General features: G+C 70.0%; 24 protein-coding genes and 1 tRNA gene. 23 read left to right on the top strand and 2 right to left on the bottom strand.

The window, feature by feature from the left end; genetic code table 11:
- Window positions 1-104: 104 nt before the first annotated feature.
- From pcnB to panD, 5 genes are all read left to right on the top strand, one after another.
- Complete coding sequence (pcnB, locus tag LRG07_RS02890) at window positions 105-1,415, top strand: polynucleotide adenylyltransferase PcnB (protein ID WP_346655019.1); 1,311 nt, start codon at window positions 105-107, stop codon at window positions 1,413-1,415.
- On the top strand, window positions 1,412-1,954 hold the full coding sequence (folK, locus tag LRG07_RS02885) for a 2-amino-4-hydroxy-6-hydroxymethyldihydropteridine diphosphokinase (RefSeq protein ID WP_201241347.1): 543 nt from the start codon (window positions 1,412-1,414) through the stop codon (window positions 1,952-1,954). The genes pcnB and folK overlap by 4 nt, the downstream gene beginning before the upstream one ends.
- A gap of 90 nt (window positions 1,955-2,044) precedes the next feature.
- Window positions 2,045-2,872, top strand: a complete 828-nt coding sequence (panB, locus tag LRG07_RS02880; RefSeq protein WP_238633802.1) for a 3-methyl-2-oxobutanoate hydroxymethyltransferase — start codon at window positions 2,045-2,047, stop codon at window positions 2,870-2,872.
- The gene (gene panC / locus LRG07_RS02875) at window positions 2,869-3,726 is read left to right on the top strand and encodes a pantoate--beta-alanine ligase (RefSeq protein WP_255773103.1); all 858 of its coding nucleotides are present in this window, start codon (window positions 2,869-2,871) and stop codon (window positions 3,724-3,726) included. The genes panB and panC overlap by 4 nt, the downstream gene beginning before the upstream one ends.
- A 104-nt stretch (window positions 3,727-3,830) precedes the next feature.
- A complete protein-coding gene (panD, locus tag LRG07_RS02870) occupies window positions 3,831-4,211 on the top strand; it encodes an aspartate 1-decarboxylase (protein ID WP_201168936.1) in 381 nt (126 codons plus the stop codon).
- On the opposite strand, the gene queG is transcribed toward panD, so the two are convergent.
- The gene (gene queG, locus LRG07_RS02865) at window positions 4,208-5,296 is read right to left on the bottom strand and encodes a tRNA epoxyqueuosine(34) reductase QueG (protein WP_201168933.1); all 1,089 of its coding nucleotides are present in this window, start codon (window positions 5,294-5,296) and stop codon (window positions 4,208-4,210) included. The two genes, panD and queG, sit on opposite strands and share 4 nt — an antisense overlap.
- Window positions 5,297-5,378: 82 nt before the next feature.
- On the opposite strand from queG, the gene LRG07_RS02860 reads away from it, so the two are divergent.
- From LRG07_RS02860 to LRG07_RS02805, 12 genes are all read left to right on the top strand, one after another.
- Window positions 5,379-6,872 carry an NAD(P)H-hydrate dehydratase gene (locus LRG07_RS02860; protein ID WP_238641757.1) on the top strand — a complete coding sequence of 498 codons (1,494 nt, stop codon included), beginning with the start codon at window positions 5,379-5,381 and terminating at the stop codon, window positions 6,870-6,872.
- 2 nt (window positions 6,873-6,874) lie between these two features.
- Window positions 6,875-7,336, top strand: a complete 462-nt coding sequence (tsaE, locus tag LRG07_RS02855) for a tRNA (adenosine(37)-N6)-threonylcarbamoyltransferase complex ATPase subunit type 1 TsaE (RefSeq protein WP_238641790.1) — start codon at window positions 6,875-6,877, stop codon at window positions 7,334-7,336.
- Window positions 7,337-7,446: 110 nt separating this feature from the next.
- Window positions 7,447-8,742, top strand: a complete 1,296-nt coding sequence (locus LRG07_RS02850) for an N-acetylmuramoyl-L-alanine amidase (RefSeq protein WP_238641756.1) — start codon at window positions 7,447-7,449, stop codon at window positions 8,740-8,742.
- A 9-nt stretch (window positions 8,743-8,751) separates the two neighbouring features.
- Window positions 8,752-10,620, top strand: a complete 1,869-nt coding sequence (mutL, locus tag LRG07_RS02845; protein WP_238641755.1) for a DNA mismatch repair endonuclease MutL — start codon at window positions 8,752-8,754, stop codon at window positions 10,618-10,620.
- Window positions 10,620-11,552, top strand: a complete 933-nt coding sequence (miaA, locus tag LRG07_RS02840) for a tRNA (adenosine(37)-N6)-dimethylallyltransferase MiaA (RefSeq protein WP_238641754.1) — start codon at window positions 10,620-10,622, stop codon at window positions 11,550-11,552. The genes mutL and miaA overlap by 1 nt, the downstream gene beginning before the upstream one ends.
- A gap of 82 nt (window positions 11,553-11,634) precedes the next feature.
- Window positions 11,635-11,907 carry an RNA chaperone Hfq gene (gene hfq / locus LRG07_RS02835; RefSeq protein ID WP_201168915.1) on the top strand — a complete coding sequence of 91 codons (273 nt, stop codon included), beginning with the start codon at window positions 11,635-11,637 and terminating at the stop codon, window positions 11,905-11,907.
- 28 nt (window positions 11,908-11,935) lie between these two features.
- Complete coding sequence (hflX, locus tag LRG07_RS02830; RefSeq protein WP_255772162.1) at window positions 11,936-13,216, top strand: ribosome rescue GTPase HflX; 1,281 nt, start codon at window positions 11,936-11,938, stop codon at window positions 13,214-13,216.
- 90 nt (window positions 13,217-13,306) lie between these two features.
- The gene (gene hflK, locus LRG07_RS02825; protein WP_201168913.1) at window positions 13,307-14,494 is read left to right on the top strand and encodes an FtsH protease activity modulator HflK; all 1,188 of its coding nucleotides are present in this window, start codon (window positions 13,307-13,309) and stop codon (window positions 14,492-14,494) included.
- Window positions 14,494-15,402 carry a protease modulator HflC gene (gene hflC, locus LRG07_RS02820; protein WP_201168911.1) on the top strand — a complete coding sequence of 303 codons (909 nt, stop codon included), beginning with the start codon at window positions 14,494-14,496 and terminating at the stop codon, window positions 15,400-15,402. The genes hflK and hflC overlap by 1 nt, the downstream gene beginning before the upstream one ends.
- 24 nt (window positions 15,403-15,426) lie before the next feature.
- Window positions 15,427-15,612, top strand: a complete 186-nt coding sequence (locus tag LRG07_RS02815) for a DUF2065 domain-containing protein (protein ID WP_207189659.1) — start codon at window positions 15,427-15,429, stop codon at window positions 15,610-15,612.
- A complete protein-coding gene (locus LRG07_RS02810; protein ID WP_201168906.1) occupies window positions 15,612-16,790 on the top strand; it encodes an ATP phosphoribosyltransferase regulatory subunit in 1,179 nt (392 codons plus the stop codon). The genes LRG07_RS02815 and LRG07_RS02810 overlap by 1 nt, the downstream gene beginning before the upstream one ends.
- Before the next feature lie 2 nt (window positions 16,791-16,792).
- Window positions 16,793-18,088: an adenylosuccinate synthase gene (locus tag LRG07_RS02805; RefSeq protein ID WP_238641753.1), complete on the top strand. Its 1,296-nt coding sequence runs from the start codon at window positions 16,793-16,795 to the stop codon at window positions 18,086-18,088.
- A 195-nt stretch (window positions 18,089-18,283) separates the two neighbouring features.
- On the opposite strand, the gene LRG07_RS02800 is transcribed toward LRG07_RS02805, so the two are convergent.
- A tRNA-Leu gene (locus LRG07_RS02800) sits at window positions 18,284-18,370 on the bottom strand.
- A 149-nt stretch (window positions 18,371-18,519) separates the two neighbouring features.
- Here LRG07_RS02800 and rnr point away from each other — a divergent pair.
- From rnr to rplI, 6 genes are all read left to right on the top strand, one after another.
- Window positions 18,520-20,994 carry a ribonuclease R gene (gene rnr, locus LRG07_RS02795; protein ID WP_238641752.1) on the top strand — a complete coding sequence of 825 codons (2,475 nt, stop codon included), beginning with the start codon at window positions 18,520-18,522 and terminating at the stop codon, window positions 20,992-20,994.
- Between the two features lie 5 nt (window positions 20,995-20,999).
- Window positions 21,000-21,818, top strand: coding sequence for a 23S rRNA (guanosine(2251)-2'-O)-methyltransferase RlmB (rlmB, locus tag LRG07_RS02790; protein ID WP_238641751.1), 819 nt, complete (start codon window positions 21,000-21,002; stop codon window positions 21,816-21,818).
- Window positions 21,819-21,913: 95 nt separating this feature from the next.
- On the top strand, window positions 21,914-22,273 hold the full coding sequence (gene rpsF, locus LRG07_RS02785) for a 30S ribosomal protein S6 (protein WP_201168894.1): 360 nt from the start codon (window positions 21,914-21,916) through the stop codon (window positions 22,271-22,273).
- Window positions 22,274-22,322: 49 nt separating this feature from the next.
- Window positions 22,323-22,547 carry a 30S ribosomal protein S18 gene (gene rpsR / locus LRG07_RS02780; RefSeq protein ID WP_201168890.1) on the top strand — a complete coding sequence of 75 codons (225 nt, stop codon included), beginning with the start codon at window positions 22,323-22,325 and terminating at the stop codon, window positions 22,545-22,547.
- 9 nt (window positions 22,548-22,556) lie between these two features.
- Window positions 22,557-23,438 carry a hypothetical protein gene (locus tag LRG07_RS02775; protein WP_238633819.1) on the top strand — a complete coding sequence of 294 codons (882 nt, stop codon included), beginning with the start codon at window positions 22,557-22,559 and terminating at the stop codon, window positions 23,436-23,438.
- A gap of 39 nt (window positions 23,439-23,477) precedes the next feature.
- Window positions 23,478-23,930: a 50S ribosomal protein L9 gene (rplI, locus tag LRG07_RS02770; protein WP_201241728.1), complete on the top strand. Its 453-nt coding sequence runs from the start codon at window positions 23,478-23,480 to the stop codon at window positions 23,928-23,930.
- Window positions 23,931-23,951: the final 21 nt, after the last annotated feature.

Below are 23,951 nucleotides of genomic sequence, written 5' to 3'. Positions count from 1 at the left end.
GGTGGTTAGCCATTACGTCCGACAATGGTCTCCAACTTCAACGGCTGGCCGAAGCCGAGCCAACCATCATCCCCCGGGATGCGCACAGCATCTCGCGCGCGGACATCAGCGATAACGCCCTGAAAGTCCTTTATCGTCTGCGCAACGCCGGCTACCAGGCCTACATGGTCGGTGGCGGGGTGCGCGACCTCTCGCTCGGCCGCGAGCCCAAGGACTTCGATGTGGCCACCGACGCCCGGCCCGAGGAAGTGCGCAGGCTCTTCCGCAACTGCCGGCTCATCGGCCGGCGCTTCCGCCTGGCTCACGTCCACTTCGGCGCCGAGATCATCGAGGTGGCCACTTTCCGCGCCCTGCATCCGCCGGAGGACGGCGATGGCGACGGCGATGGCGATGGTGCCGACGGCGAGCGGGTGATCGAGAACGGCCGCATTGTCCGTGACAACGTCTACGGCACATTGGCCGAGGATGCCCTGCGCCGCGATTTCACCGTCAACGCCCTCTACTACAACATCGACGACTTCTCCGTGGTCGATCACGCCGGCGGCATGGACGATCTGGAGGCCGGGGTCATCCGGTTGATCGGCGATCCGCGCGAGCGCTACCAGGAGGACCCGGTGCGCATGCTGCGTGCCGTGCGTTTCGCCCTGAAGCTCGGCTTCCGCATCCATCCGGAGACGGCGGCGCCGATGCACGAGATGGCCGGCAGCGTGGCCGACATGCCTCCGGCGCGGCTCTTCGACGAGGCGCTGAAGCTGTTCATGTCCGGCGACGCGCTGGATGCCTTCGAGATGCTGCGCCACTATGGGCTGTTCGATTCGCTGCTGCCGCTGACCGCCGAGGCGCTGGAGGATGAGGGCAACGAGCAGTGGGTGCCGTTCATCGCCGCGGCGCTGCGCAATACCGACGAGCGCATCGGCGCCGACAAGCCGGTGACCCCGGCCTTCCTGTTTGCGGCGCTGCTCTGGCCGGCGGTCCGTCGGCGCGAGGCCGATCTGGTCGAGGCCGGCGAGGCGCCGATCCCGGCGCTGCAGCAGGCGGCCGCCGAGGTGCAGGCCATGCAGCAGGCGCGCATCGCGCTGCCCAAGCGTTTCAGCATCCCCATGCGCGAGATCTGGACCCTGCAGCCGCGTTTCGCGCGGCGCGGTGGCAAGCGGGCACAGCGGCTGCTCGGGCATCCGCGCTTCCGCGCCGCTTACGACTTCCTCGAGCTGCGCGCCGGGGCGGGTGACGCCCCCGCCGAGCTGGCGCAGTGGTGGCGCGAGTTCCAGGAGCAGCCCGAGCGCCCGCCCTCGCAGAAGAAAAAGAGCAGCCGCGGTGGGCGGCGCCGGCGCGGCGGCCGGGGCCGTGGCAAGGGCAATGGCGAGGGTGGCGGGAATGGCACCGCGGCGTCGACCCCGGAGGAGTCGGCGGAATGAGCACGGCCATCACGGCCTACGTCGGCCTGGGCAGTAACCTCGAGCAGCCGCGCCGGCAGGTCGAGCGGGCGGTGGTGCGCCTGGATCTGCTCGCCGACTGCCGGGTCCAGGCCGTCTCCAGCCTCTACCGCAACCCGGCGCTGCAGGCGCCGGGCGTGCCGGCACAGCCCGATTTCATCAACGCCGTGGCGGCGCTGGAGACGCGGCTGGGCCCGCTGGCCCTGCTCGACGCCCTGCTCGGCATTGAGGCCGCGCAGCAGCGGCGGCGCGACGGGGTGCGCTGGGGGCCGCGGACCCTGGATCTGGACCTGCTGCTCTACGGTCAGATGCAGGTGGAGGAGCCGCGGCTGCAGGTGCCGCATCCGGAGCTGGCCCGGCGGCCGTTCGTGGTCCATCCGCTGCTTGAGATCGCCCCCGGGGTTCGCCTGCCCGGCGCCGGGGCGCTGGCCGACGCCGCCGCGGCGCTCGGCGTCGATGCCCTGGAGCGGGTTGGCGCCGTGGCCGGCTTCGAGCACCGGTCGCTGCAGGAACCGGCCTGAAGGCTGGACGCGTTACGGCGATGGGTACTTCAATCGGGAGCCAGTGGCGCTGTACTCTGTCCCACCTTTCTCAAGCCGAGGTTGACTCCCATGTCCAGCGGTGATCGCAAGCACGCCTCCGGCGGGGCCGTGACGGTCTCCCGCATGCGCGCGATGAAGCGCGAGGGCCGGCCCCTGGTCTGTCTGACGGCCTACGACTACGGCTTCGCGGCCGCCTGCGAGCGCGCCGGGGTGGATCTGCTGCTCATCGGCGACTCCCTCGGCATGGTGGTCCAGGGTCACGAGACCACCCTGCCGGTAACCGTGGACGACATCGTCTACCACACCTGCTGCGTGGCACGGGCCTGCCAGCGGGCGCTGGTGGTGGCGGATCTGCCCTTCATGAGCCATACCGACGTGGAGCAGGGGCTGCACAACGCCGGGCGTCTGATGAAGGAGGGCGGGGCGCAAATGGTCAAGCTCGAGGGCGGTGCCGAGCAGGCAGCGCTGGTCGAGCGCCTGGCCGTGAACGGGATCCCGGTCTGCGGCCACTTGGGGCTGAAGCCGCAGCAGGTCCATAAGCTCGGCGGCTACCGGGTGCAGGGGCGCGAGCAGGCCGACGCCGAGCGCATGGAGGCCGATGCCCGGGCGCTGGAGGCGGCCGGGGCCGATCTGCTCATCCTCGAGTGCGTGCCCACCCCCCTGGCGCGGCAGCTCAGCGAGCAGCTGAGCATCCCGGTGGTGGGTATCGGCGCCGGCGGCGGCTGCGATGGGCAGATCCTGGTGCTCCACGACGTGCTGGGGGTCACCGAACAGCCGCCGCGTTTCGCGCGGGCCTTCGGGGCCGAGACGGGCAGTGTGCAGGCGGCGCTTGCGGCCTATGTGGAGGCGGTGCGCGCCGGTACCTTCCCGGGGTCAGAGCACGGGTTCGAGGCTTGAGGCGGGTTACCGAACGCAACGCCATGCGCGAGCTCTCGCGCGCCTGGCGCGGGCGCGGCGAGCGCGTCGGGCTGGTGCCGACCATGGGCAACCTCCATCGCGGCCACCTGGAGCTGGTCGACCGCCTGGCCGGGTGCGTGGACCGGCTGGTGGTGTCGATCTTCGTCAATCCGCTGCAGTTCGGCCCCGGGGAGGACTACGACGCCTACCCGCGCACGCTGGACGCCGATCTGGCCGCCCTGCAGGGGCGCGGCGTGGACGCCGTCTTCGCGCCCACCGCGCGGGAGATGTACCCCGGCGTCGAGCCGCCCTGGACCGGGGTCGACGTGCCGGCATTGACGCAGACCCTGTGCGGGGCGGCCCGGCCGGGCCACTTCGCCGGGGTGGCGGTGGTGGTGATCAAGCTGCTCAACATCGTCGAGCCGGATGCGGCGGCCTTCGGGCGCAAGGATTACCAGCAGCTGCAGGTGGTGCGCCGGGTGGTGGCCGATCTGGATCTGCCGGTGGAGATCGTCGAGGTGCCCGTCGTCCGCGAGGGCGACGGTCTGGCGCTGAGTTCACGCAACGGCTACTTGGATGCGGAGCAGCGTCGGCGGGCGCCGGCGCTCTACGTCACGCTCCGCGAGTTGGCGGCGGCCTTGGAGGCCGGGCGGCGGGACTGGCAGCAGCTCGAAGCCGAGGCCTGCCGGCGGCTGGAGGCGGCGGGGTTCGACGCCGCCGAGTACGTAGCGGTCCGCCGCTGCGATGATCTGGCCGAGCCGCGCGGGGATGAGCCGCGGCTGGTGTGCCTGGGGGCGGCGCGCCTGGGTACGGCGCGGCTGATCGACAACGTCGAGGCGCGATTGAACCGGTAACCGAGGGCGTGCATAATCGCTGAGCTGCCGATTGTGCAGGTGCACATGACCGGTTCTTCATCAATCGGATCGGCATGTGATTTCGCGGCATAGAGGTTTGAGCCATGCAACTGAACATGCTCAAGGGCAAGCTGCATCAGGCCCGCGTCACGCAGACCGAGCTCGAGTACGAGGGCTCCTGCGCCATTGATCTGGACCTGTTGGAAGCAGTCGGCATCCACGAGTACGAGCAGATCCACGTCTACAACATCGAGAACGGCGAGCGCTTTGTGACCTACGCCATCATCGGTGAGCGGGGCTCGCGGATGATCTCCATGAACGGGGCGGCGGCCCACAAGTGCAGCGAGGGTGATCGGGTGATCATCTGCGCCTACGCCGGTGTCCCGGAGTCGGAGCTGGGCGAGTTCCAGCCCCGTCTGGCTTATCTCGATGCGGACAACCGCATTACCCAGCGGCGCGGCAGCATCCCGCTGCAGGTCGCCTAGTCCGTCCCCCGCGGCGTGGCTCCGTGCCGCGCTAGGGCCCACCGCACGTGTTCCCGTACCAGGGCCGAGGGGTGGTTGAGCCGCTGTCCGAGCGCCTCCACCACCTCGGGCGTGGGTGCGGCGTTGCCCAGTGCCACCGCCAGGTTGCGCAGCCACCGCTCGTGGCCGATCCGCCGGATGGCGGAGCCCGCCGTGCGCTCGAGGAAGGTGGCCTCGTCCCAGTTGAACAGCGCCACCAGATCCGCGTCGTCCAGACCGTGGCGGGGCTGGAAATCGTCCTCGGCGGTGGGGTGGGCGTAACGATTCCAGGGGCAGACCAGCTGACAGTCGTCGCAGCCGAAGATGCGGTTGCCCATGGCCGGGCGCAGGGGCTCGGGGATCGAGCCCGGATGCTCGATGGTCAGATAAGAGATGCAGCGGCGCGCGTCGAGCTGGTAGGGGCCGGTGAAGGCGTTCGTCGGGCAGGCGCGCAGGCAGCGTCGGCAGCTGCCGCAATGCGCGCGGACCGGATCGTCCGTGGGCAGCGGCAGGTCCGTGAATAGCTCGCCGAGGAAGAAGTACGACCCGGCGTGGCGATTGAGCAGCATGGTGTTCTTGCCGATCCAGCCCAGCCCGGCCTCGCGAGCCAGCGCGCGCTCGAGGACCGGGGCGCTGTCGACGAAGGCGCGGTAGCCGAAGGGGCCGATGGTGGACTGGATGCGTTCGGCGAGTCGCTGCAGCCGCCGTCGCATCAGCTTGTGGTAGTCGCGGCCCAGGCTGTAGCGGGTGATGAAGGCGCGTTGGCGGGCCTCGAGCACGGCGCGGGGCTCCGCCGCCCGATCCGGGGTGTAGTCCATGCGCACCACGACCACCGAACGGGTCCCGGGGACCAGCTGCCGGGGCCGCGCCCGCTTGCGCCCATGGCGGCCCATGAAGCCCATTTCGCCCTGGTGACCAGCCTGCAGCCAGCGGATCAGGCGCGCTTCGTCCTGCGCCAGCTCGGTGCCGGCGATGCCGCAGGCCGAGAAGCCCAACTCGGCGGCCCAGGTGCGGATGGAGCCGGCGAGGGCGGCGGACTGGAGTGCGGTCGGTTCAGCGTCGGGCATAGACCGTTCAGAATGGAGCGTTCCGGGGCCGGGGGGAACCCCCCCCGCCGTGCGCGTTCGACCTGGAGGTGAGCAGAACCCCATGCGTGAGCTCTACACCCCCGACCAAGTGGCCCGCCTGGATCAGGCGGCCATCCGTGCCGGTATCGCCGGCGAGGTGCTCATGGACCGTGCCGGTCGGCGGCTCTGGCAGGAGATACGCCAGCGTTGGCCGGGGGCAGGGCGGTTGGCCGTGGTCTGCGGCGGCGGCAACAACGGTGGTGACGGATACGTGGTGGCCCGTCTGGCCGGCCGGGCCGGGCTGGCGGTGGAGGTCCTCTACCTGGTGCCGCCGGAGCGGCTGAGCGGGGATGCGGCCCGCCACGCGCAGCGTTACCTCGACGGGGGCGGGATCTGTCGACCGTTCGAGCCCGAGGCCCTGGACGGGGTCGACGTGATCGTCGACGCGCTGCTCGGCACCGGGCTGGATCGGCCGGTGAGCGGGGCGTTCGCCGAGGCGGTGACGGCCGTCAATGCCACCCCCGCGCCGGTGGCGTCGGTGGATATCCCCTCCGGCATCCACGGGCGCACCGGGGCCGAGATGGGGGTCGCGGTCCGGGCGCAGCTTACCGCGACCTTCGTCGCCCGCAAGAGTGGGCTGTTCACCGGTCGCGGCCCGGCCTGCACCGGGGCGGTGGTCTTCGACGATCTCGGTACGGCGACGTGGACCGCCGGCGCGGAGTTGCCCCATGCGTGGCAGGCGACACCGGCGGATGTCGGCGCGTTGCTGCCGCCCCGGCCGCGGGATGCGCACAAGGGGCAGCAGGGGCATGTGCTGGTGGTCGGCGGGGATCGCGGTATGGCCGGTGCGGTGCGCCTGGCCGCCGAGGCGGCGGGGCGCAGCGGCGCCGGGCTGGTGAGCGTGGCGACGCGCCCGGAGCACGTGCCGGCGGTGGTGGGTCCGTGTCCGGCGGTCATGGCCCACGGCATCGATCGTGCCGAGGAGCTGGCGCCGCTACTCAGCCGCGCCAGCGTGGTCGCCCTGGGTCCGGGGCTGGGCCAGGGGGCCTGGGGGCGTGCGATGTGGGCGGCTTGCCGGGATGTGGCCCGCCCCCGCGTGGTCGATGCGGACGGGCTCAACCTGCTCGCCGCCGACGGGCGGCCGCTGGCCGACGCTGTGCTGACGCCGCACCCCGGTGAAGCGGCGCGGTTGCTCGGCGCCGACTGGGACACCACGGCGATCGCCGCTGACCGCTTCGCCGCTGTGCGCGAGCTGGCCTCGGGGTGGCAGGCGGTGGCCCTGCTCAAGGGGGCGGGGACCCTGGTCGACGACGGTCGAGCGCGCTATCTGGCCAGCGCCGGGACGCCGGGGATGGCCAGCGGCGGCATGGGGGATGTGCTCACCGGGGTGGTGGCCGGGCTGTGGGCCCAGTGTCCGGGGGCCGATCGGGCCCGTATGGCGGCGGTGGCGGCCCACGTCCACGGCCGGGCCGGGGAGCGGGCCGCTGCGGCTCTGGGCGGTGAGCGCGGCCTGCTCGCCAGCGACCTGCTCGGCTGGTTGCCGGCGGTTCTCGCCGAGGGGGAGGCGGCGGCGTGAGCATGTGGCAGTGTGATCTCGCCGACGCCGCGGCCACCGAAGCCCTGGGGGCGGCGCTGGCCGCGGTGCTCCCCGAGGGGGTGGTCTACCTGCACGGCGACCTGGGAGCGGGCAAGACCACCCTGGCCCGCGGGTTGCTGCGCGCCCGCGGGGTGGCCGGCCCGGTGCGCAGCCCCACGTACACGCTGCTCGAGCCCTACGCCACGGCCGCCGGGTCCGTCCTACACCTGGATCTTTACCGCCTGGCCGACCCCGAGGAGCTTTACTTCCTGGGCGTCGAGGAGATCGAGGCGACGGGGACGCTGGCGCTGGTCGAGTGGCCGGGGCGCGGCGCCGGGGTGCTGCCGCCCGCGGATCTGTCGGTGACGTTGGGGTACATCGGCGCCGCACGGCGTGCGACGGTCCGCGCCGAGACGGCGCGAGGCCGCGGAGCGGTGGCGGCGCTGGATTCAGGTAGCGCTTGAGTTTTGCTCCTTATCTTCTCGTCTATCGGGAAAAAACCCTTGAAGCCGGCCGGCGCCCGGCATAGCCTTGAGAGGCAGCAACGGGCGACCGCGAGGTGCGAGGAGGAGCATTGAGGCGGGGCTATGGCCTGGCATGGATCGGGCTGCTGATCGGGCTGCTGGCGGCCCATGCGGCGCCGGCCGCGACTATCGACAATGTGCGGCTTTCGGATGAGGACGACCGCACCCGGGTGGTCTTCGACCTGGATCAGGTGCCTGAGCATCGGGTTTTCACCCTGCCGGATCCGCACCGGGTGGTGATCGACTTCGAAGGCGTCGAGCTCGGTGCCGCCGATCTGCCGCGGGGCGGGGTGCTCGATGGAATCCGCACCGGCCGGCAGGAAGGCGGGGGGCTGCGCGTGGTCCTCGACGTCAGCCGCGAGGTGGAGGCGCGCAGCTTCGTGATCGGCGGCGGCGACGACGGCGGCCAGCGCCTGGTGGTGGATCTGGGCAGCAAGCAGGGCGAGCGCCGGCAGGCGGTGCGCTCTGCCTCGGAGCGCGAGACACGCGAGGTGATCGTCGCCATCGACGCTGGCCACGGCGGGGTCGACCCCGGCGCCATCGGTCCCGACGGGACCTTCGAGAAGGACGTGGCGCTGGATGTGTCGCGCAAGCTCTACGACCTGATGAAGGAGGCCCAGGGCCTGCGGCCGCTGATGGTCCGCGAGGGCGACTACTACATGAACCTGCGCGACCGCACCCGGGTCGCCCGGGAGGGCAACGCCGACATCTTCCTCTCCATTCACGCTGATGGGGCGGAGAATCCCAACGTTAAGGGCGCCTCGGTCTACGCGCTGTCCTTGGACGGGGCCACCTCGGAGCAGGCGCGGGTGCTGGCGCGGCGGGAGAATGCGGCCGACTTCATCGGCGGGGTCTCGCTGGAGGACAAGGACGACACCGTGGCCTCGGTGCTGGTGGACCTCTCCCGGGGGCACACGATTGAGGCGAGCCTGGAGATGGGTGAGTACCTGCTGCCCCAGCTCGACCGCCACGCGGATCTGCTGCGCAACCGCGTCGACCAGGCCGGTTTTGCCGTGCTCAAGTCCCTGGACATGCCCTCGCTGCTCATCGAGCTGGGCTTTCTGACCAACCCCGAGGAGGAGCGCCGGCTGAACACCCGCAGCTATCAGCGTGACCTGGCCGAGGGGATCGTCGCCGGCGTACGCGAGTACGCCGAGCGCCACATCCTCCCTGAGCTGCGCATGGCCGATGCAGGCCAGAACGGCCAGCGCGAGCACGAGGTTCAGCGCGGTGAGAACCTGTCGGTGATTGCGCAGCGGTACGAGGTCAGCACCGAGCGCCTGCGCGAGGCCAACGACCTCTCCGGGGATCAGATCCGCGCTGGCAGCACACTGGTGATCCCTTAGAATGCGCGCATGAGTACGCGCGGCATTCACCCCCTGCCGGATAATCTGATCGACCAGATCGCCGCGGGCGAGGTGGTCGAGCGCCCCGGGTCGGTGGTCAAGGAGCTGGTCGAGAACAGCCTTGACGCCGGCGCCGGGCGCATCGAGGTGCAGATCGAGCGCGGCGGCAAGCAGCGTATCCGCATCGCCGACGACGGCGGCGGCATCCCGCCCGGGGAGCTGGAGCTGGCCCTGCGTCGGCACGCGACCAGCAAGCTCACCGGCCTCGAGGAGCTGGAGCGGATCGCCAGCCTCGGGTTCCGCGGCGAGGCGCTGCCGAGTATCGCCGCCGTTTCGCGGCTGACCCTGGCCTCGCGCACCGCCGACGACGAGCTCGGTTATCAGCTGCGGTGCGACGGCGGGGCGCTGGGCGCGCCGGAGCCGGTGGCCCAGCTGCCGGGGACCACCGTCACCGTCGATGATCTCTTCTACAACACCCCGGGGCGGCGCAAGTTCCTGCGCACCGAGCGAACCGAGCTTTACCACGTCCAGGAGGCGCTGCGCCGGTTGGCGCTGAGCCGGTTCGATGTCGGTTTCTCGCTCGCCCACCAGGGGCGGCGGCTGTGGTCGGTGGCCCCGGCGGTCAGTGAGACGGAGCGCCACGAGCGCCTTGCCGAGCTGCTGGGGCGTGCCTTCGCCGATCACGCCCTGGCGGTGGAGCTGGAGGGCGCCGGGCTGCAACTCAGCGGCTGGCTGGGACTGCCCACCGCGGCGCGGCGCCAGGGGGATCTGCAGTATCTGTTCGTCAACGGGCGGCTGGTGCGTGACCGGGGGGCGGCCCACGGGATTCGCCAGGCCTACAGCGACTGCCTTTACCGGGACCACTACCCCGCCTATGTCCTTTTCCTGGAGATGGATCCGGCGCGGGTCGACGTTAACGTCCACCCGATGAAGCACGAGGTGCGTTTCCGTGACGGGCGCACGGTGCACGACTTCCTGGCACGGCGGATTGCCGACGCCCTGGCGACGGTGGATCCGGCCGGCGCGGCGGCACCCGCGGCGACGGGTTCGCCTGGTAGGGCCCCGTCCGCCGGTGTTGGCACGGCCCCGGGGGCGGCGTCGGCTGTAGCGCCGCGTGCCGGGGCCGACGGATCGCAGGGTGGCACCGCGGAGCTGGGGCTGCCCCTGGCTGAGGCCCGGCAGCTCTATGGCGGTGGCGCCGGTGCGCCCGCCGGTACCCCGGGGAGCGCGGGGGCACCGGCTGCCCCCGCAGAGCCAGCCACCCCGGGGGATCCGGCCACCCGGCAGGAGGCCGAGCCGGAGCTCGGCCACGCCGTGGGGCAGATCCGTGACGCCTACATCCTTGCCGAGTCCCAGCGGGGCTTGGTGGTGGTGGACATGCACGCCGCCCACGAGCGAGTGGTCTACGAGCGGATGAAGGCGCAGCTGGCGGCCTCGGGGATCGCCACCCAGTCGCTGCTTGTGCCGGTGAGCGTTCCGGTGCCCCCCGCCGAAGCCGAGCGGGTGGAGCTGCACGCAGCCACCCTGGCGCAGGCCGGTCTGGAGGTGGATCGGGCCGGCCCGGAGTCGGTGCGGGTGCACCGGGTGCCGGCGCTGCTCGCCGAGGCCGACGCGGCGGCGCTGGTCCGCGACGCGGTGGCGGCGCTGGAGGCGGAAGGGGCGGGCGGTGGCGTGGAGGACCGGGTGCACGCGCTACTCGCGCAGATGGCCTGCCACGGCTCGGTGCGCGCCGGGCGCCGCCTGGAGCGGGCCGAGATGGACGCCCTGTTGCGTGATATCGAGCGCACCCCGCGGGCGGCACAGTGCAACCACGGCCGGCCCACCTACACCGTGCTCGACGACGAGGCGCTGGCGCGGCTGTTCATGCGGGGGCGGTGATGGCGGCGCCGGTGGTCTTCATCATGGGGCCTACCGCCGTCGGCAAGAGCGAGCTGGCCCTCTCCCTGGCCGAGCGGCTGGGCGGGGAGATCGTCAGTGTCGATTCGGCGCAGATCTATCGAGGGTTGGATATCGGGACCGCCAAGCCCTCCCGCGCGGTGCGCGCGCGCTGCCCGCACCATCTGATCGACATCCGCGACCCGGTCGAGCGCTACTCGGCGGCGGAGTTCGCCCGCGACGCCCAGGCGGCCATCGCCGCCATCCGCGGCCGCGGGCGGCTGCCGGTGCTTGTCGGTGGGACCGGTCTCTATTTCCAGGCGCTTCAGCACGGGCTCTCACCCATGCCGCCGGCGGATACCCGGATCCGCGCCGAGTTGGCGGCGGAGGAGGCGGCCCACGGCGTGCAGGCGCTGCATCGGCGGCTGTGGGCCCTGGATCCGGAGAGTGCCGCACGGCTGCACCCCAACGACAGCCAGCGCATCCAGCGGGCGCTGGAGGTCTACCGGCTCACCGGCCGACCGCTGAGCGAGGTCCAGCGCGAGCCGGGGCTGCCGGGGCTGGACGAGGCGCCGCTGAAGGTCATCCTCGAGCCGCCGGAGCGTGCCTGGCTGCACCGGCGCATCGAGGCCCGTTTCCGGGCCATGCTCGCTGCCGGGCTGGTGGGCGAGGTGGTGGCGCTGCACCGCCGCGGCGATCTGGGCGAGGAACTCCCGGCGATTCGTGCGGTCGGATACAGGCAAGTCTGGCATTACCTGGAAGGCGCCTGCGACCACCCCACGATGATCCGCCAGGGGCTGCGCGCCACGCGTCAGTACGCCAAGCGGCAGATCACCTGGTTGCGCGGGCAGGACGACGGAGTCCGGTTCATGGCGGGCGACGGGCTGGAGGCGCGGGTTCACAGCTATGTCACCGGGGCCCTCGGGGGCGTGTGATACACTTTTCCCATGAGCAAGTGGCGCCCCTGCGGCGGGGTTCGCGGGTCATAACAACAACAATCATTGGGGGCGAATCGTCATGGCGAAGGGGCAGTCATTGCAGGAACCCTTTCTGAATACCCTGCGCAAGGAAAAGGTTCCGGTCTCGATCTACCTGGTCAATGGGATCAAGCTGCAGGGGCAGATCGAGTCCTTCGATCAGTTCGTGGTGCTGTTGCGCAACAACGTCAACCAGATGGTGTACAAGCACGCCATCTCGACCATCGTCCCGGCACGGCGCGTGCGCCTGCCGCAGCAGGGCGAAGAGGCATCCGCCGAGGCGGTCGTCGGCGAGGAGGCAAGCGATAACTAATCAGCGCAAGGGTAGCGGTCCGGCGGATCTGTTCGCGCGGCCTTCTGGGGGCGAACGGGCCGTGGTGCTGCACGTCCGGCTTCCAGGGGACGCCCTGGACGCCGCGGAGGAGTTCGAGGCGCTGGGTGACTCCGCCGGCGCCGAGGTGGTGGGCCGCTTTCGCCACCGACGCGACACCCCGGATCCGCGGACCTTCATCGGCCGCGGCAAGGTCGCCGAGCTGGCCGAGCGGGTGCGCGAACTGGACGCCGGGCTGGTGCTGGTTGACCAGCCGCTGTCGGCGGCTCAGGAGCGCAACCTGGAGACCGACCTGGGCTGCCGTGTGCTCGATCGCACCGGGCTGATCCTGGATATCTTCGCGCAGCGGGCGCGAACCTTCGAGGGCCGGCTCCAGGTGGAGCTGGCGCAGCTCAAGCACGTCGCCAGTCGCCTGGTCCGCGGCTGGTCCCACCTGGAGCGGCAGAAAGGCGGGATCGGCCTGCGTGGCCCGGGCGAGAAGCAGCTGGAGATGGACCGCCGGCTCATCGGCGGGCGCATCCAGCAGATCGAACGGCGCCTGGCCAAGGTGCGCCGAACCCGTGAGCAGGGCCGCAAGGCCCGGCGCAAGCGCGAGCTGCCCGTGGTCTCGCTGGTCGGCTATACCAACGCCGGCAAGTCCACCCTGTTCAATCACGTTACCGGCTCACAGCGCCTGGCCGAGGATCGGCTGTTCGCGACACTCGATCCCTCGTGGCGCCGCGTGGAGCTGGCCCGTGGCTCGGCGGCGGTGGTTTCGGATACGGTGGGCTTTATCAGCCGGCTGCCCCACGATCTGGTGGCGGCCTTCCGCTCGACCCTCGAGGAGGTCACCGACGCGGATCTGCTTCTTCACGTCATCGACGCCGGGGCCGAGGAGCGCGAGCACCAGATCGAGCAGGTGGAGGCGGTCCTCGCGGAACTCGGTGCCGATGCGGTGCCCACGCTGCGTGTCTACAACAAGGTGGATACCTGCGCCCTGGCGCCGGGCCGGATCGAGGACGACGAAGGCCTGGTGACCGGCGTACGGATCTCGGCGGCCACCGGTGAGGGGGTGGAAGCCCTGCTCGAGGCGGTGGCCGAGCGGCTCGGCCCGGAGCGCACCCGGCGCCGTGTCCATCTGCGGCCGGATCAGGGGCGCCTGCGTGCCCAGCTGTTCCGGCTCGGCTGTGTCATCGAGGAGCACTGCGCCGACGACGGCCAGCTCGCTCTGGAGGTGGAGCTCCCCGTGCATGAGCTGGAAAGGCTCCATGTCCGTGAGGGGCTGCCGCGCGGAGAGGTTGTCCCTACCTGACTTCGGTTGCGGTTGGCGGGGCAGCTCCCTAGAATCTGACCGTTCGACCGACCTGACGGCGGATCGTCTTAGTCACATACGGAGTCCCGAATGGCGTGGAATGAGCCCGGCGGCGGCAGCCGCGACCCCTGGGGCAGCGGCCCCAAAGGCGGCGGCAGTGGGGGGCCGCCCGATCTGGATGAGGTCTTCCGCAAGTTGCGTGAGCAGTTGCAGGGCCTGTTCGGCGGGCGCATGCCCAGCGGGCCCTCCCGCGGGCCCGGCGCAACCGGCATCGGCTTGCTGGCGCTCGGCGCCTTCGTGGTCTGGATGCTATCCGGCATCTATATCGTCGACCAGGGCTGGCGCGGGGTGGAGCTGACCTTCGGTCGCCACTCCGATACGACGGAGCCCGGGCCGCACTGGCACTGGCCGCGCCCCATCGGCCAGATCGAGCGGGTCAATGTCGACCAGCGGCGCATCGCCGAGGTCGGCTACGAGTCGATGCAGAATCGGGCCCGTCCCGTGCCGGCCGAGGCGCTGATGATCACCCGCGACGAGAACATCGTCGATGTGCGGATCGCGGCGCAGTACGAGGTCAATGATCCTTTCCTCTACCTGTTCAACTTCCGCTTGCCGGAGCAGACCCTCAAGCAGGTCACCGAGAGTGCCGTGCGCGAGATCATCGGCAAGCGTGAACTGCAGTATGTGCTCACCGAAGGCCGCACCGAGGTGGCGCAGGAGACCGGGCGGTTGCTCCAAGAGGTGATGGACGAGTACCGCACCGGGCTGCAAGTGGTGCAGGTGGCGGTCCAGGATATCCAGCCCCCCGAGCCGGTGCAGCCGGCCTTCGAGGACGCCATCCGCGCCCGGGAGGACGAGCAGCGCACCATCAACCGGGCCCAGGCCTACGCCAATGAGCTGATCCCGCGGGCCCAGGGCCAGGCGGCGCGCATTCTCGAGGAAGCAGACGGTTACCGCGAGCAGGTTATCGCCCAGGCCGAGGGTGACGCGGCCCGCTTCGAGGCGCTGGTGGCCGAGTACCGCAACGCACCGTCGCTGATGCGTCAGCGGATCTACCTCGAGACCATGGAGGAGATCCTCGGGCGCGTGCCCAAGGTGATGCTCGACTCCGAGTCCAGCCAGTCGCTGATGTACCTGCCGCTGGACAAGCTCATGGATCGCCGGAGTGGCACGACGGCGTTTGCCGGCGAATCCAATATCGATGTACCGCAGGAACGGGACGCCATCTCGCCGACGCAGCGAGCACGAGAGGCGCTCCGTGATAGGGGGACGCGCTGATGCGAATCCTGAAGAACGTCGTGTTGCCCCTGCTGGTGGTGGCCGCGATCCTCGGCTACTTCTCGGTGTTCACCGTCTCCGAGAAGGAGGTCGCGCTCAAGTTCCGGCTTGGTGAGATCATCAAGTCGGACTTTGATCCGGGGCTCCACTTCAAGACCCCGTTCGTGAACAACGTCCGCAAGTTCGACGCCCGGGTGCAGAACCTGGACGAGGAGCCGGAACGGTTCCTGACGGTGGAGCAGAAGAACCTGATCGTCGACTCCTTCGTGAAGTGGCGCGTGGATGATGCCGAGCGTTACTACACCACCGTCCGTGGTGAGCCGGAGCGGGCCAACCAACGCCTGCGCGAGATCATCCGCGATGCCCTGCGTGCCGAGTTCGGTAAGCGCACGGTGCAGGACATCATCTCCGGCGAGCGCGTGCAGATCATGGACATCCTGCGCGTGACCACCGCCGAGGCGGCGCAGAGCCTGGGGCTGGAGGTGCTCGATGTGCGCCTCAAGCGCATCGATCTGCCCGAGGACGTTACCGACTCGATCTTCGACCGCATGGTGGCGGATCGTGAGCGGGTCGCCCGCGAGATCCGCGCCCGCGGTGAGGAGGCCGGCGAGCGCATCCGCGCCGACGCCGACCGTCAGCGGACGGTGCTCCTCGCCGAGGCCTACCGGGACGGTGAGTCCCTGCGTGGTGAGGGTGATGCCACCGCGGCGGAGATCTACGCCAGCGCCTACAGCCAGGAGCCGGATTTCTTCGCCTTCCAGCGCAGCCTCAGGGCCTATCGCGAGTCCTTCCAGGGTGAGGACGATCTGTTCGTCCTGTCGCCGGACTCGCAGTTCTTCCGCTTCTTCGACGGCGGCGAGCAGCTGCCGGGGATGAACGGCGAGCTCGGGTCCCCCGATCAGGACTGACCGAGAGGGGGGATCGCCGTGGAGATGGGTGACCTGCTCACCGCGATCGCCCTCCTGCTGGTGATCGAGGGCATCCTCCCTGCAGCGAATCCCGGCGCCCTGCGCCGGGTGTTCCTGCAGGCCGCCGAGATGGATGATCGAAGCCTGCGGACCGTCGGCCTCCTGTCCATGGGGGTGGGCGTTCTGCTGCTATACTGGGTGCGAGGTTAATGGATCGCAAGGCACGGTGGATGCTGCCGGACGGCGTCGACGAGCTGTTGCCGCCGGAGGCCGCACAGGCCGAGGCGTTGCGCCGTCGGCTGTTGGATCTCTTCGATTCCTGGGGGTATGAGCTGATCATGCCCCCTTTCATTGAGTACCTGGAGGCACTGCTCACCGGCACCGGCCGGGATCTGGACGTGCAGACCTTCAAGGTCACCGATCAACTCTCCGGGCGGACGCTGGGCGTGCGCCCCGACATCACCCCGCAGGCGGCCCGGATCGACGCCCATCAGCTGCGCCGCGAGGGCATCACCCGGCTGTGCTACATCGGCAGCACCCTGCAGGCGCGGGCCGAAGGGCCCGCCGGCAGCCGCAATGCCGTGCAGCTTGGCGCAGAGCTCTACGGCCACGCCGGGGTGGAGAGCGATCTGGAGGTGATCTCGCTGATGCTCGCCACGCTGCGCGCCGCCGGGGTGGAGCAGCTGCATCTGGATGTGGGGCACGTGGGTATCTTCGAGGCCCTGCTTGAGGACCTCGGCCTCGGCCCGGCCGCCGAGGAGGCCCTGCTTGATGCCCTGCAGCGCAAGGCCGGCGACGAGATCGCCGTCGTGCTCGCCGAGGCCGGCGTGGAGACGGCGCAGGCCGAGCGTCTTTCGGCGCTGGTCGGGCTGCACGGCGGCGTGGAGGTCCTAGAGCGGGCGCAGACGGTGCTCGGCTGGGCCGGTCCGGCTGTGGCCGAGGCGCTGGAGCAGCTGCGTGTGGTGGCCGACAGCCTGGCGCGGCGCGAGCCGGAGTTGCCGCTGCACCTGGATCTGGGCGAGCTGCGCGGCTACCGCTACCACACCGGGCTGGTGTTCGCCGCCTACACCCCGGGCTATGGGCAGGAGCTGGCGCGCGGTGGGCGCTACGACGGCATCGGCCGGGCGTTCGGGCGGCCGCGGCCGGCCACCGGCTACAGCGCCGACCTCAAGGCGCTGCTCAACCTCGGCGGCGGCGTTGCGGGGCCGGCTGGGGGTGGCGTGCTCGCCCCCTGGGGCGATGATCCGGCGTTGCATGCACGCGTGGCCGAGTTGCGCGCCGCCGGTGAGCGGGTGGTCTGGCAGCTGCCCGGCGACGAGCAGGACAACCACGGTTGCGATCGACGCCTGGTCGAGCGCAACGGCACCTGGGAACTGGATACGGAGTGAGTATGGGCACCAATGTGGTCGTAGTCGGCACGCAGTGGGGCGACGAGGGCAAGGGCAAGATCGTCGACTGGTTGACCGAGAACGCCGGGGTCGTGGCGCGCTTCCAGGGCGGGCACAACGCCGGCCATACGCTGGTCATCGACGGCGAGCAGACGGTGCTGCACCTGATCCCGTCCGGCATCCTCCGCGATGATGCTACCTGCGTGATCGGCAACGGCGTGGTGCTCTCCGCCGAGGCGCTGCTCGAAGAGATCCGCGAGCTCGAGGCCCGTGGGGTTCCGGCGCGGGAACGGCTGCGCATCAGCCCCTCCTGCCCGCTGATCCTGCCCTGCCACGTGGCGCTGGATCACGCCCGGGAGAAGGCGAAAGGCAAGGCGGCTATCGGCACCACCGGCCGCGGCATCGGTCCCGCCTACGAGGACAAGGTGGCCCGGCGCGGCGTGCGGTTGTCGGATCTGTTCCACCGCGAGCGCCTGGCGCAGAAGCTCGGCGAGCTGCTCGACTACCACAACTTCGTGCTCAAGCACTATTTCGGCGCCCCGACCATGGACTTCCAGGAGGTCCTCGATCAGGCGCTGGCCCACGGCGAGCAGCTGCGGCCGCTGGCCACCGACGTCGGTGCCCTGCTGACCGCGGAGATGCGCACCGGACGCAATATCCTCTTCGAGGGCGCGCAGGGTACGCTGCTGGACGTCGATCACGGCACGTACCCCTTCGTGACCTCGTCGAACACCTGCGCTGGTGCCGCCGCCGCGGGGACCGGCGTCGGCCCGCGCACCCTCGACTACATCCTGGGGATCACCAAGGCGTACACCACCCGGGTGGGGCAGGGGCCGTTCCCCACGGAACTCGACTTCGACGACGAGATGGGTATGCACCTGGGCGAGCGGGGCCATGAGTTTGGCGCCACCACCGGGCGGCAGCGCCGCTGCGGCTGGTTCGACGCCGTGGCCACGCGCCGGGCGGCGCAGATCAACAGCCTCAGCGGGCTGTGCATCACCAAGCTCGATGTCCTCGACGGCCTGGAGACGCTCCGGCTGTGCGTCGGCTACCGGTGCCAGGGGGCGCTCTGCGAGACGCTGCCGTCGGAGGTGGAAACCCTGTCGGAGTGCGAGCCCGTCTACGAGGACATGCCCGGCTGGGCGGAGACCACCTCGGGCATCGAGCACTACGAGGATCTGCCCGAGAACGCTCGCGCCTACCTAGAGCGCATCGAGCAGCTGGTCGGTGTCCCGGTGGCGATGATCTCTACCGGCCCGGATCGCAACGAGACCATCGTCCGCCAGAGCCCGTTCTGATCCGCCCGGCGCGGGCTCTGCGCCTTGGCTTCGACGCCTCCCCAGTGATCCGATGCATCCAGCGCCGCTGACCATTCCCCGCGAGGGGTCAGCGGCGACACTGGGTTTTGACCCGGCAACAAAAAAGCCCCCGGGAGGATGCCTCCCGGGGGCTTTCGACGTTCCAAGCCGTGTGGCTCAGAAGCTCTGCGAAATTGGTGCCGAGGAGAGGACTCGAACCTCCACGGGGTTTCCCCCACTAGCACCTGAAGCTAGCGCGTCTACCAATTTCGCCACCTCGGCATGCCCGCTGAAGACCTCGTCAGCGAGTGCGCAAGACTGTAACGGCGCCCCCGGGCAGGTGTCAACAGGCCATCGCCAGGCGGTCGGAATCCTTTGTGGAGGCCCGGCCCGCTGGCGTATCCTCCCGGGATTGATCCAAGGAATAGAAAATGGCGAAGCAAACCAAGAAGCGACCCCCCAAGCGCGACCCGTATCAGGAGCGCGAGCAGGCCAAGTACGAGAACCCGATCCCCAGCCGGGAGTATCTGCTGGAGCTCCTGGCCGCCCACCGTCGCCCGTTGGGTCGGCGCGAGATCGCCGAGGCCTTGGGGCTGGAGAGCCCGGATCAGCATGAGGCGCTGCGCCGCCGGCTGCGCGCCATGGAGCGTGACGGGCAGCTGGTGCGCAATCGCCGCCGCGGGTACTTGGTCGTGGATCACAGTGAGCTGGTTCGCGGCCGCGTCATGGGGCGACCGGACGGCTCCGGTTTCCTGCTGCCGGATGGTACCGGCGATCGGATCGCCCTGTCACCGCGCCAGATGCGCTGCCTGCTCCACGGCGACCGGGCCATCGTGCGCATCACCGGCCGCGACGAGCACGGTACGCCGCAGGGTGAGCTCGTCGAGATCCTTGAGCGCGGCAATCGGCAGATCACCGGCCGGTTCTTCGAGGAGCACGGGGTGGGGTTCCTGGTGCCGGAGAACAAGCGGCTGCAGCAGGACGTTTTGCTGACGCCGGACGGGCGCGGCGGGGCCGAGGACGGCGAGTTGGCGGTGGCCGAGATCCTGGCCCAGCCCAACGAGCGTCGACAGCCCATTGGCCGCATTACTCAGGTGCTCGGGCGGACGATCCACGTCGGTGAAGAGGATGTAGTGGCCGCGCGCATCCACGGCATCCCGATGGACTGGCCGGCCGAGGTGGAAGAGGAGGTCGCCGCCTTCGGTGAGGAGGTCCCCGAGGCCGACAAGCAGGGGCGCACCGACCTGCGTCGGCTGCCGCTGGTGACCATCGACGGCGCCGATGCCAAGGACTTTGACGACGCGCTCTATTGTGAGCCCACCGCCAAGGGCTGGCGGCTGGTGGTCGCCATCGCCGACGTGTCCCACTACGTGCGCCCCGGCTCCGCGCTGGATCAGGAGGCGCGACTGCGTGGCAGCTCGGTCTATTTCCCGCGATCGGTCGTGCCGATGCTCCCCGAGGCCCTGTCCAACGGGCTGTGCTCGCTGAACCCGAAGGTCGATCGACTGGCCATGGTCTGCGACATGCTCCTGCAGGGCAACGGCAAGGTCCTGCGCTCGCGCTTTTATCGTGCGGTGATCCAGTCGGCGGCGCGGTTGACCTACGACCAGGCCGCGGCGGCGGTGGTCGACGGCGACCGCAAGGCGCGCTCGGCCATCGGCGAAGACGTGGTGCGTCACCTGGGCAACCTGCACAACCTCTACAAGACGCTGCGCAAGTCCCGTGAGGAGCGGGGTGCCATCGATTTCGACACCACCGAGACGCAGATGCACTTCGATGACGAGGGGCGTGTGGTCTCCGTCGAACCGACGGAGCGCAACGACTTCCACAAGGTTGTTGAAGAGTGCATGATCTCGGCCAACGTCTGCGCGGCCAAGTTCTTGACCAAGAACAAGGTGCCGTCGCTCTACCGGGTCCACGAGCGCCCCGGCGAGCAGAAGCTCGAGCAGCTCAAGGAGTTCCTGGCCCAGGCCGGGCTCGAACTCGGTGGCGGTGAAGAGCCCACGGGCAAGGATTACGGCCGGGTGATGGAGCAGGCCCGCGAGCGCCCCGATCGCCACCTCATCGAGACCGTCCTGCTGCGGTCGATGCAGGCCGCCGAATACCGGCCGGACAACGCCGGTCACTTCGGGCTGGCGCTGGACGCCTATACGCATTTCACGTCGCCGATCCGCCGCTACCCCGACCTGGTGGTCCACCGGGGCATCGGCCATGTGATCGACGGTCACCGCGGGCGCAGTTTCCCGGTGACCCACAACGATCTGGTCACCCTCGGTGAGCACTGCTCCATGGCCGAGCGCCGGGCGGATGAGGCGACGCGGGATGCCGAGATGACGCTCAAGTGTGAGTATCTCTCGGACCACCTGGGTGACGAGTTCATCGGGGTGATCGCGGCGGTCACCTCCTTCGGGCTGTTCATCTCGCTGGAGGGGGTCTACGTCGACGGCCTGGTGCACATCACCAATCTTGAGAGCGACTTTTTCCATTACGACTCGGTGGGACACCGGCTGGTCGGTGACCGGACGGGCAAGGAGTACCGGCTCAGCGACCGGGTCCGGGTGCGCGTGGCTCGCGTGGAGAAGGACGACCGCAAGATCGATCTGGAGATGGTCGCTCATCCGGTGGACGCTGACGGCGAGCCTCTGGATGGCAGCCGTAAGTCGGGCAAGCGCGGCAAGGGCGGTACGAACCGCGGCCGCAAGTCGGCTTCCGGCGCCGGCCCGTCCGGCAGCGGGTCGTCGAAATCCGCCAAGTCCGAGAGCGGCGGGAAGCGCAAAACGGCCGCCAAGGGCGGCGAGTCGGGCGACGAATCGCAGGAGGAGGGGGGCGGCAGCGGTAAGAGCCGCCGCAGCAGCCGGAGCCGGCGCTCCGGACGGCGCCGCAGCGGTAGCGATCGCAGTAACTGACGGTCATGGCACAGGGCAGACGACGCCGTAGCCGCGGCAAGGGGTCCGCGGCTGCGGACACCGCCGAGGACGGGGCTCAACTGGTCTACGGCCAACACGCCGCGCGCGAGGCTGCCGCCTACGATCCCGCCGGCGTCGAAGCCGTGTGGGTGGAGCGCGGTCGACGGGATGCCCGGCTCGAGCGCCTGCTCGACAAGCTGGGCCGCCAGGGAGTGAGCGTCGAGCGCGTGCATCGGCGGACGCTCGATGAGATGGCTGAAGGGGGCAACCACCAGGGCGTCATCCTGCGCTACAGCGGTACCCCAGCCCGCGGCGAAGAGGAGCTGGCGGATCTGTTGGCTACCGAGCCCGAGCCGCTGCTACTGGTGCTCGATCGGGTTCAGGATCCGCACAATCTCGGCGCGTGCATGCGCAGCGCCGCGGCGGCAGGCGCCCACGGCGTGGTGGCGCCGCGGGACCGGGCGGCGGCGCTGAGCCCGGCAGTGCACAAGACCGCCGCCGGCGCGGTTCAGCGCATCCCCTTCTTCCAGGTAACCAACCTCGCGCGGACCCTGCAGCAGCTGTGCGCGGCTGGGGTCTACACCGTGGGGGCCGCTGGTGAGGCGGAGCGCAGCTGCTATCAGATCGATCTGCGCGGCCCGCTGGCGCTGGTCCTCGGCGGCGAGGGCGAGGGCCTGCGGCGGCTGACCCGGGAGCGTTGTGACGCACTGGTGGCGATCCCCATGCCCGGTACGATGGAAAGCCTCAACGTGTCCGTGGCCGCGGGCGTCCTACTTTTCGAGGCTGTCCGTCAGCGCTTTCCACAGGGCGGCGATCTCGGGTAAACTTGCCCGCTTAACCCGAGGTGCAACCTTGCCTCACATCCGTGGGGGTGGAGGCTGTTTGAGCCTGCGGCTCGAATAACCGTAAGGAGTGATGGATGCGACACTACGAGATTGTCTTCATGGTCCACCCGGACCAGAGCGACCAGGTTCCCGCCATGGTCGAGCGCTACCGCAGCATCGTCGAGTCCAGCGGCGGCACCGTGCACCGCCTGGAGGACTGGGGTCGTCGGCAGCTGGCCTATCCGATCAACAAGCTGATCAAGGCCCACTACGTGCTGATGAACGTCGAGTGCGGCAAGGATGAGATCGACGAGCTCACCTCCGCCTTCCGCTTCAACGACGCGGTCATCCGCAACCTGGTGCTGAGCCGCGACGAGGCCGTCACCGAGCCGTCGCCGCTGGCCAAGGGCAACGAGAAGCGCGAGGACCGCAAGGAGTCCGAGGACGCGGAGTAAAACCGCGCCACGCGCCCGCCGACACCGACGATCAACGAGGAGCTAGACCATGGGACGTTTCTTCCGGCGCCGTAAGTACTGCAAGTTCACCGCGGAGGGCGTGAAGGAGATCGACTACAAGGATCTCAACACGCTGAAAAACTACATCACCGATACCGGCAAGATCGTGCCGAGCCGGATCACCGGCACCAGCGCGCGCTACCAGCGCCAGCTGGCGCGGGCGATCAAGCGCGCCCGTTTCCTGGCGCTGCTGCCGTACACGGACCGTCACTGAGCCGGGGCCGTGAAGGCGTTCGCCGCCTTCATTCTGCGCGGGCCGTTCCAGGCGGCCACGGTCATGGTGGCAGCGGCACTGCTGCCGCTGCTCTCCGTCCTGGCCGCCGGCGCCCTGGCGCTGGTGACCCTGCGCGACGGGCTGCGCCAGGGTGTGGTGGTCGGCGCCATGGCGGGGGCTGCGCTGTTTGCGCTGATGTTCGCCGCGCTGGGAACGGGCGAGCCCGCGTTGCGACTGATCCTCGAGCAGTGGGTGCCGGTGCTCCTGCTTGCCGAGGTGCTGCGCCGGAGCGTCTCCCTGCCGCTTACCCTGTTGCTGTGGATGGGCCTGGGCGCGGTTGCCGTGATCGGGTTCCATCTGGTGGTGCCGGACCCGGCGGCCTACTGGCGCTCGGTGGTCGAGGCCTTCCTGGCCGTCGCCGGCGGTGAGGCGGAACTCGGCGGCGAGGCCGGGGTCCTGCTGCAGGACGAGCTGCTGCCGGTGATGACCGGTCTTTGGGCGGTGAATCTGATGCTGGTCGTCCTCGCCGGGCTGCTCATCGGCCGGGGGCTGCAGGCGCTGCTGTTCAATCCGGGCGGCCTGCGCGCGGAGTTTCACGCCCTTGATCTGGGGCGCGAGGCGGCGCTGGTTGCCCTGGTGCTCTGGCTCGGGGGGCTGTTCGCCGGCCCGGGTCTGATCACCGACCTGGCGCTGGTCACCGGCGCGGCTTTTGTGGTCCAGGCGATTGCGTTCAGCCACGCCATCGTCGCGGCGCGGGGGCTCAGCGGTGGGTGGCTGGTGCCGGTGTATGTGCTGGCGCCACTGCTGTTCCGCCCGCTGGCGCTGGTGGGGATCGGCGATGCGCTGTTCCAGTGGCGGCGAAGACTCGGCGGCGGGACGTCCTCGCAGTAGCGCCGTCACAACCGAATACGAACGATCGAGGTGCAAGGCATGGAACTGATTCTTCTGGAAAAGGTGTCGAACCTGGGGAACCTGGGTGATCGCGTCCGGGTGCGTCCGGGCTACGGCCGCAACTACCTCCTGCCGTACGGCAAGGCCAAGATGGCTACGGAGGAGAACATCCGTTACTTCGAGGAGCGTCGCGCCGAGCTCGAGAAGGCCGCCCGGGAGGCCGAGCAGGCGGCCCAGGCCCGCCTGGAGCAGCTCCAGGAGCTGACTCTGACCATCGCGGCCAAGGTCGGCGAGCAGGGCAAGCTGTTCGGCTCGGTGGGCCCGGCGGATATCGCCAACGCCGCCGAGCAGGCCGGTGTCGAGCTGGCCCGGCGCGAGGTGCGCATGCCCGAGGGGCCGATCCGTGTGGCCGGCGAGTACGACGTGCAGGTGTCGCTCTACACCGACGTTGAGGGCACGGTGAAGGTTGTGGTCGAGGGCGACGAGTCCTGATCGCCAGCCGGGGGTAACCCG

This window comes from Halorhodospira sp. 9622, assembly GCF_022228025.1.
In the GTDB taxonomy this organism is placed as follows: Bacteria; Pseudomonadota; Gammaproteobacteria; order Nitrococcales; family Halorhodospiraceae; genus Halorhodospira; species Halorhodospira halophila_A.
This window is presented reverse-complemented; position numbering and strand designations above follow the sequence as displayed.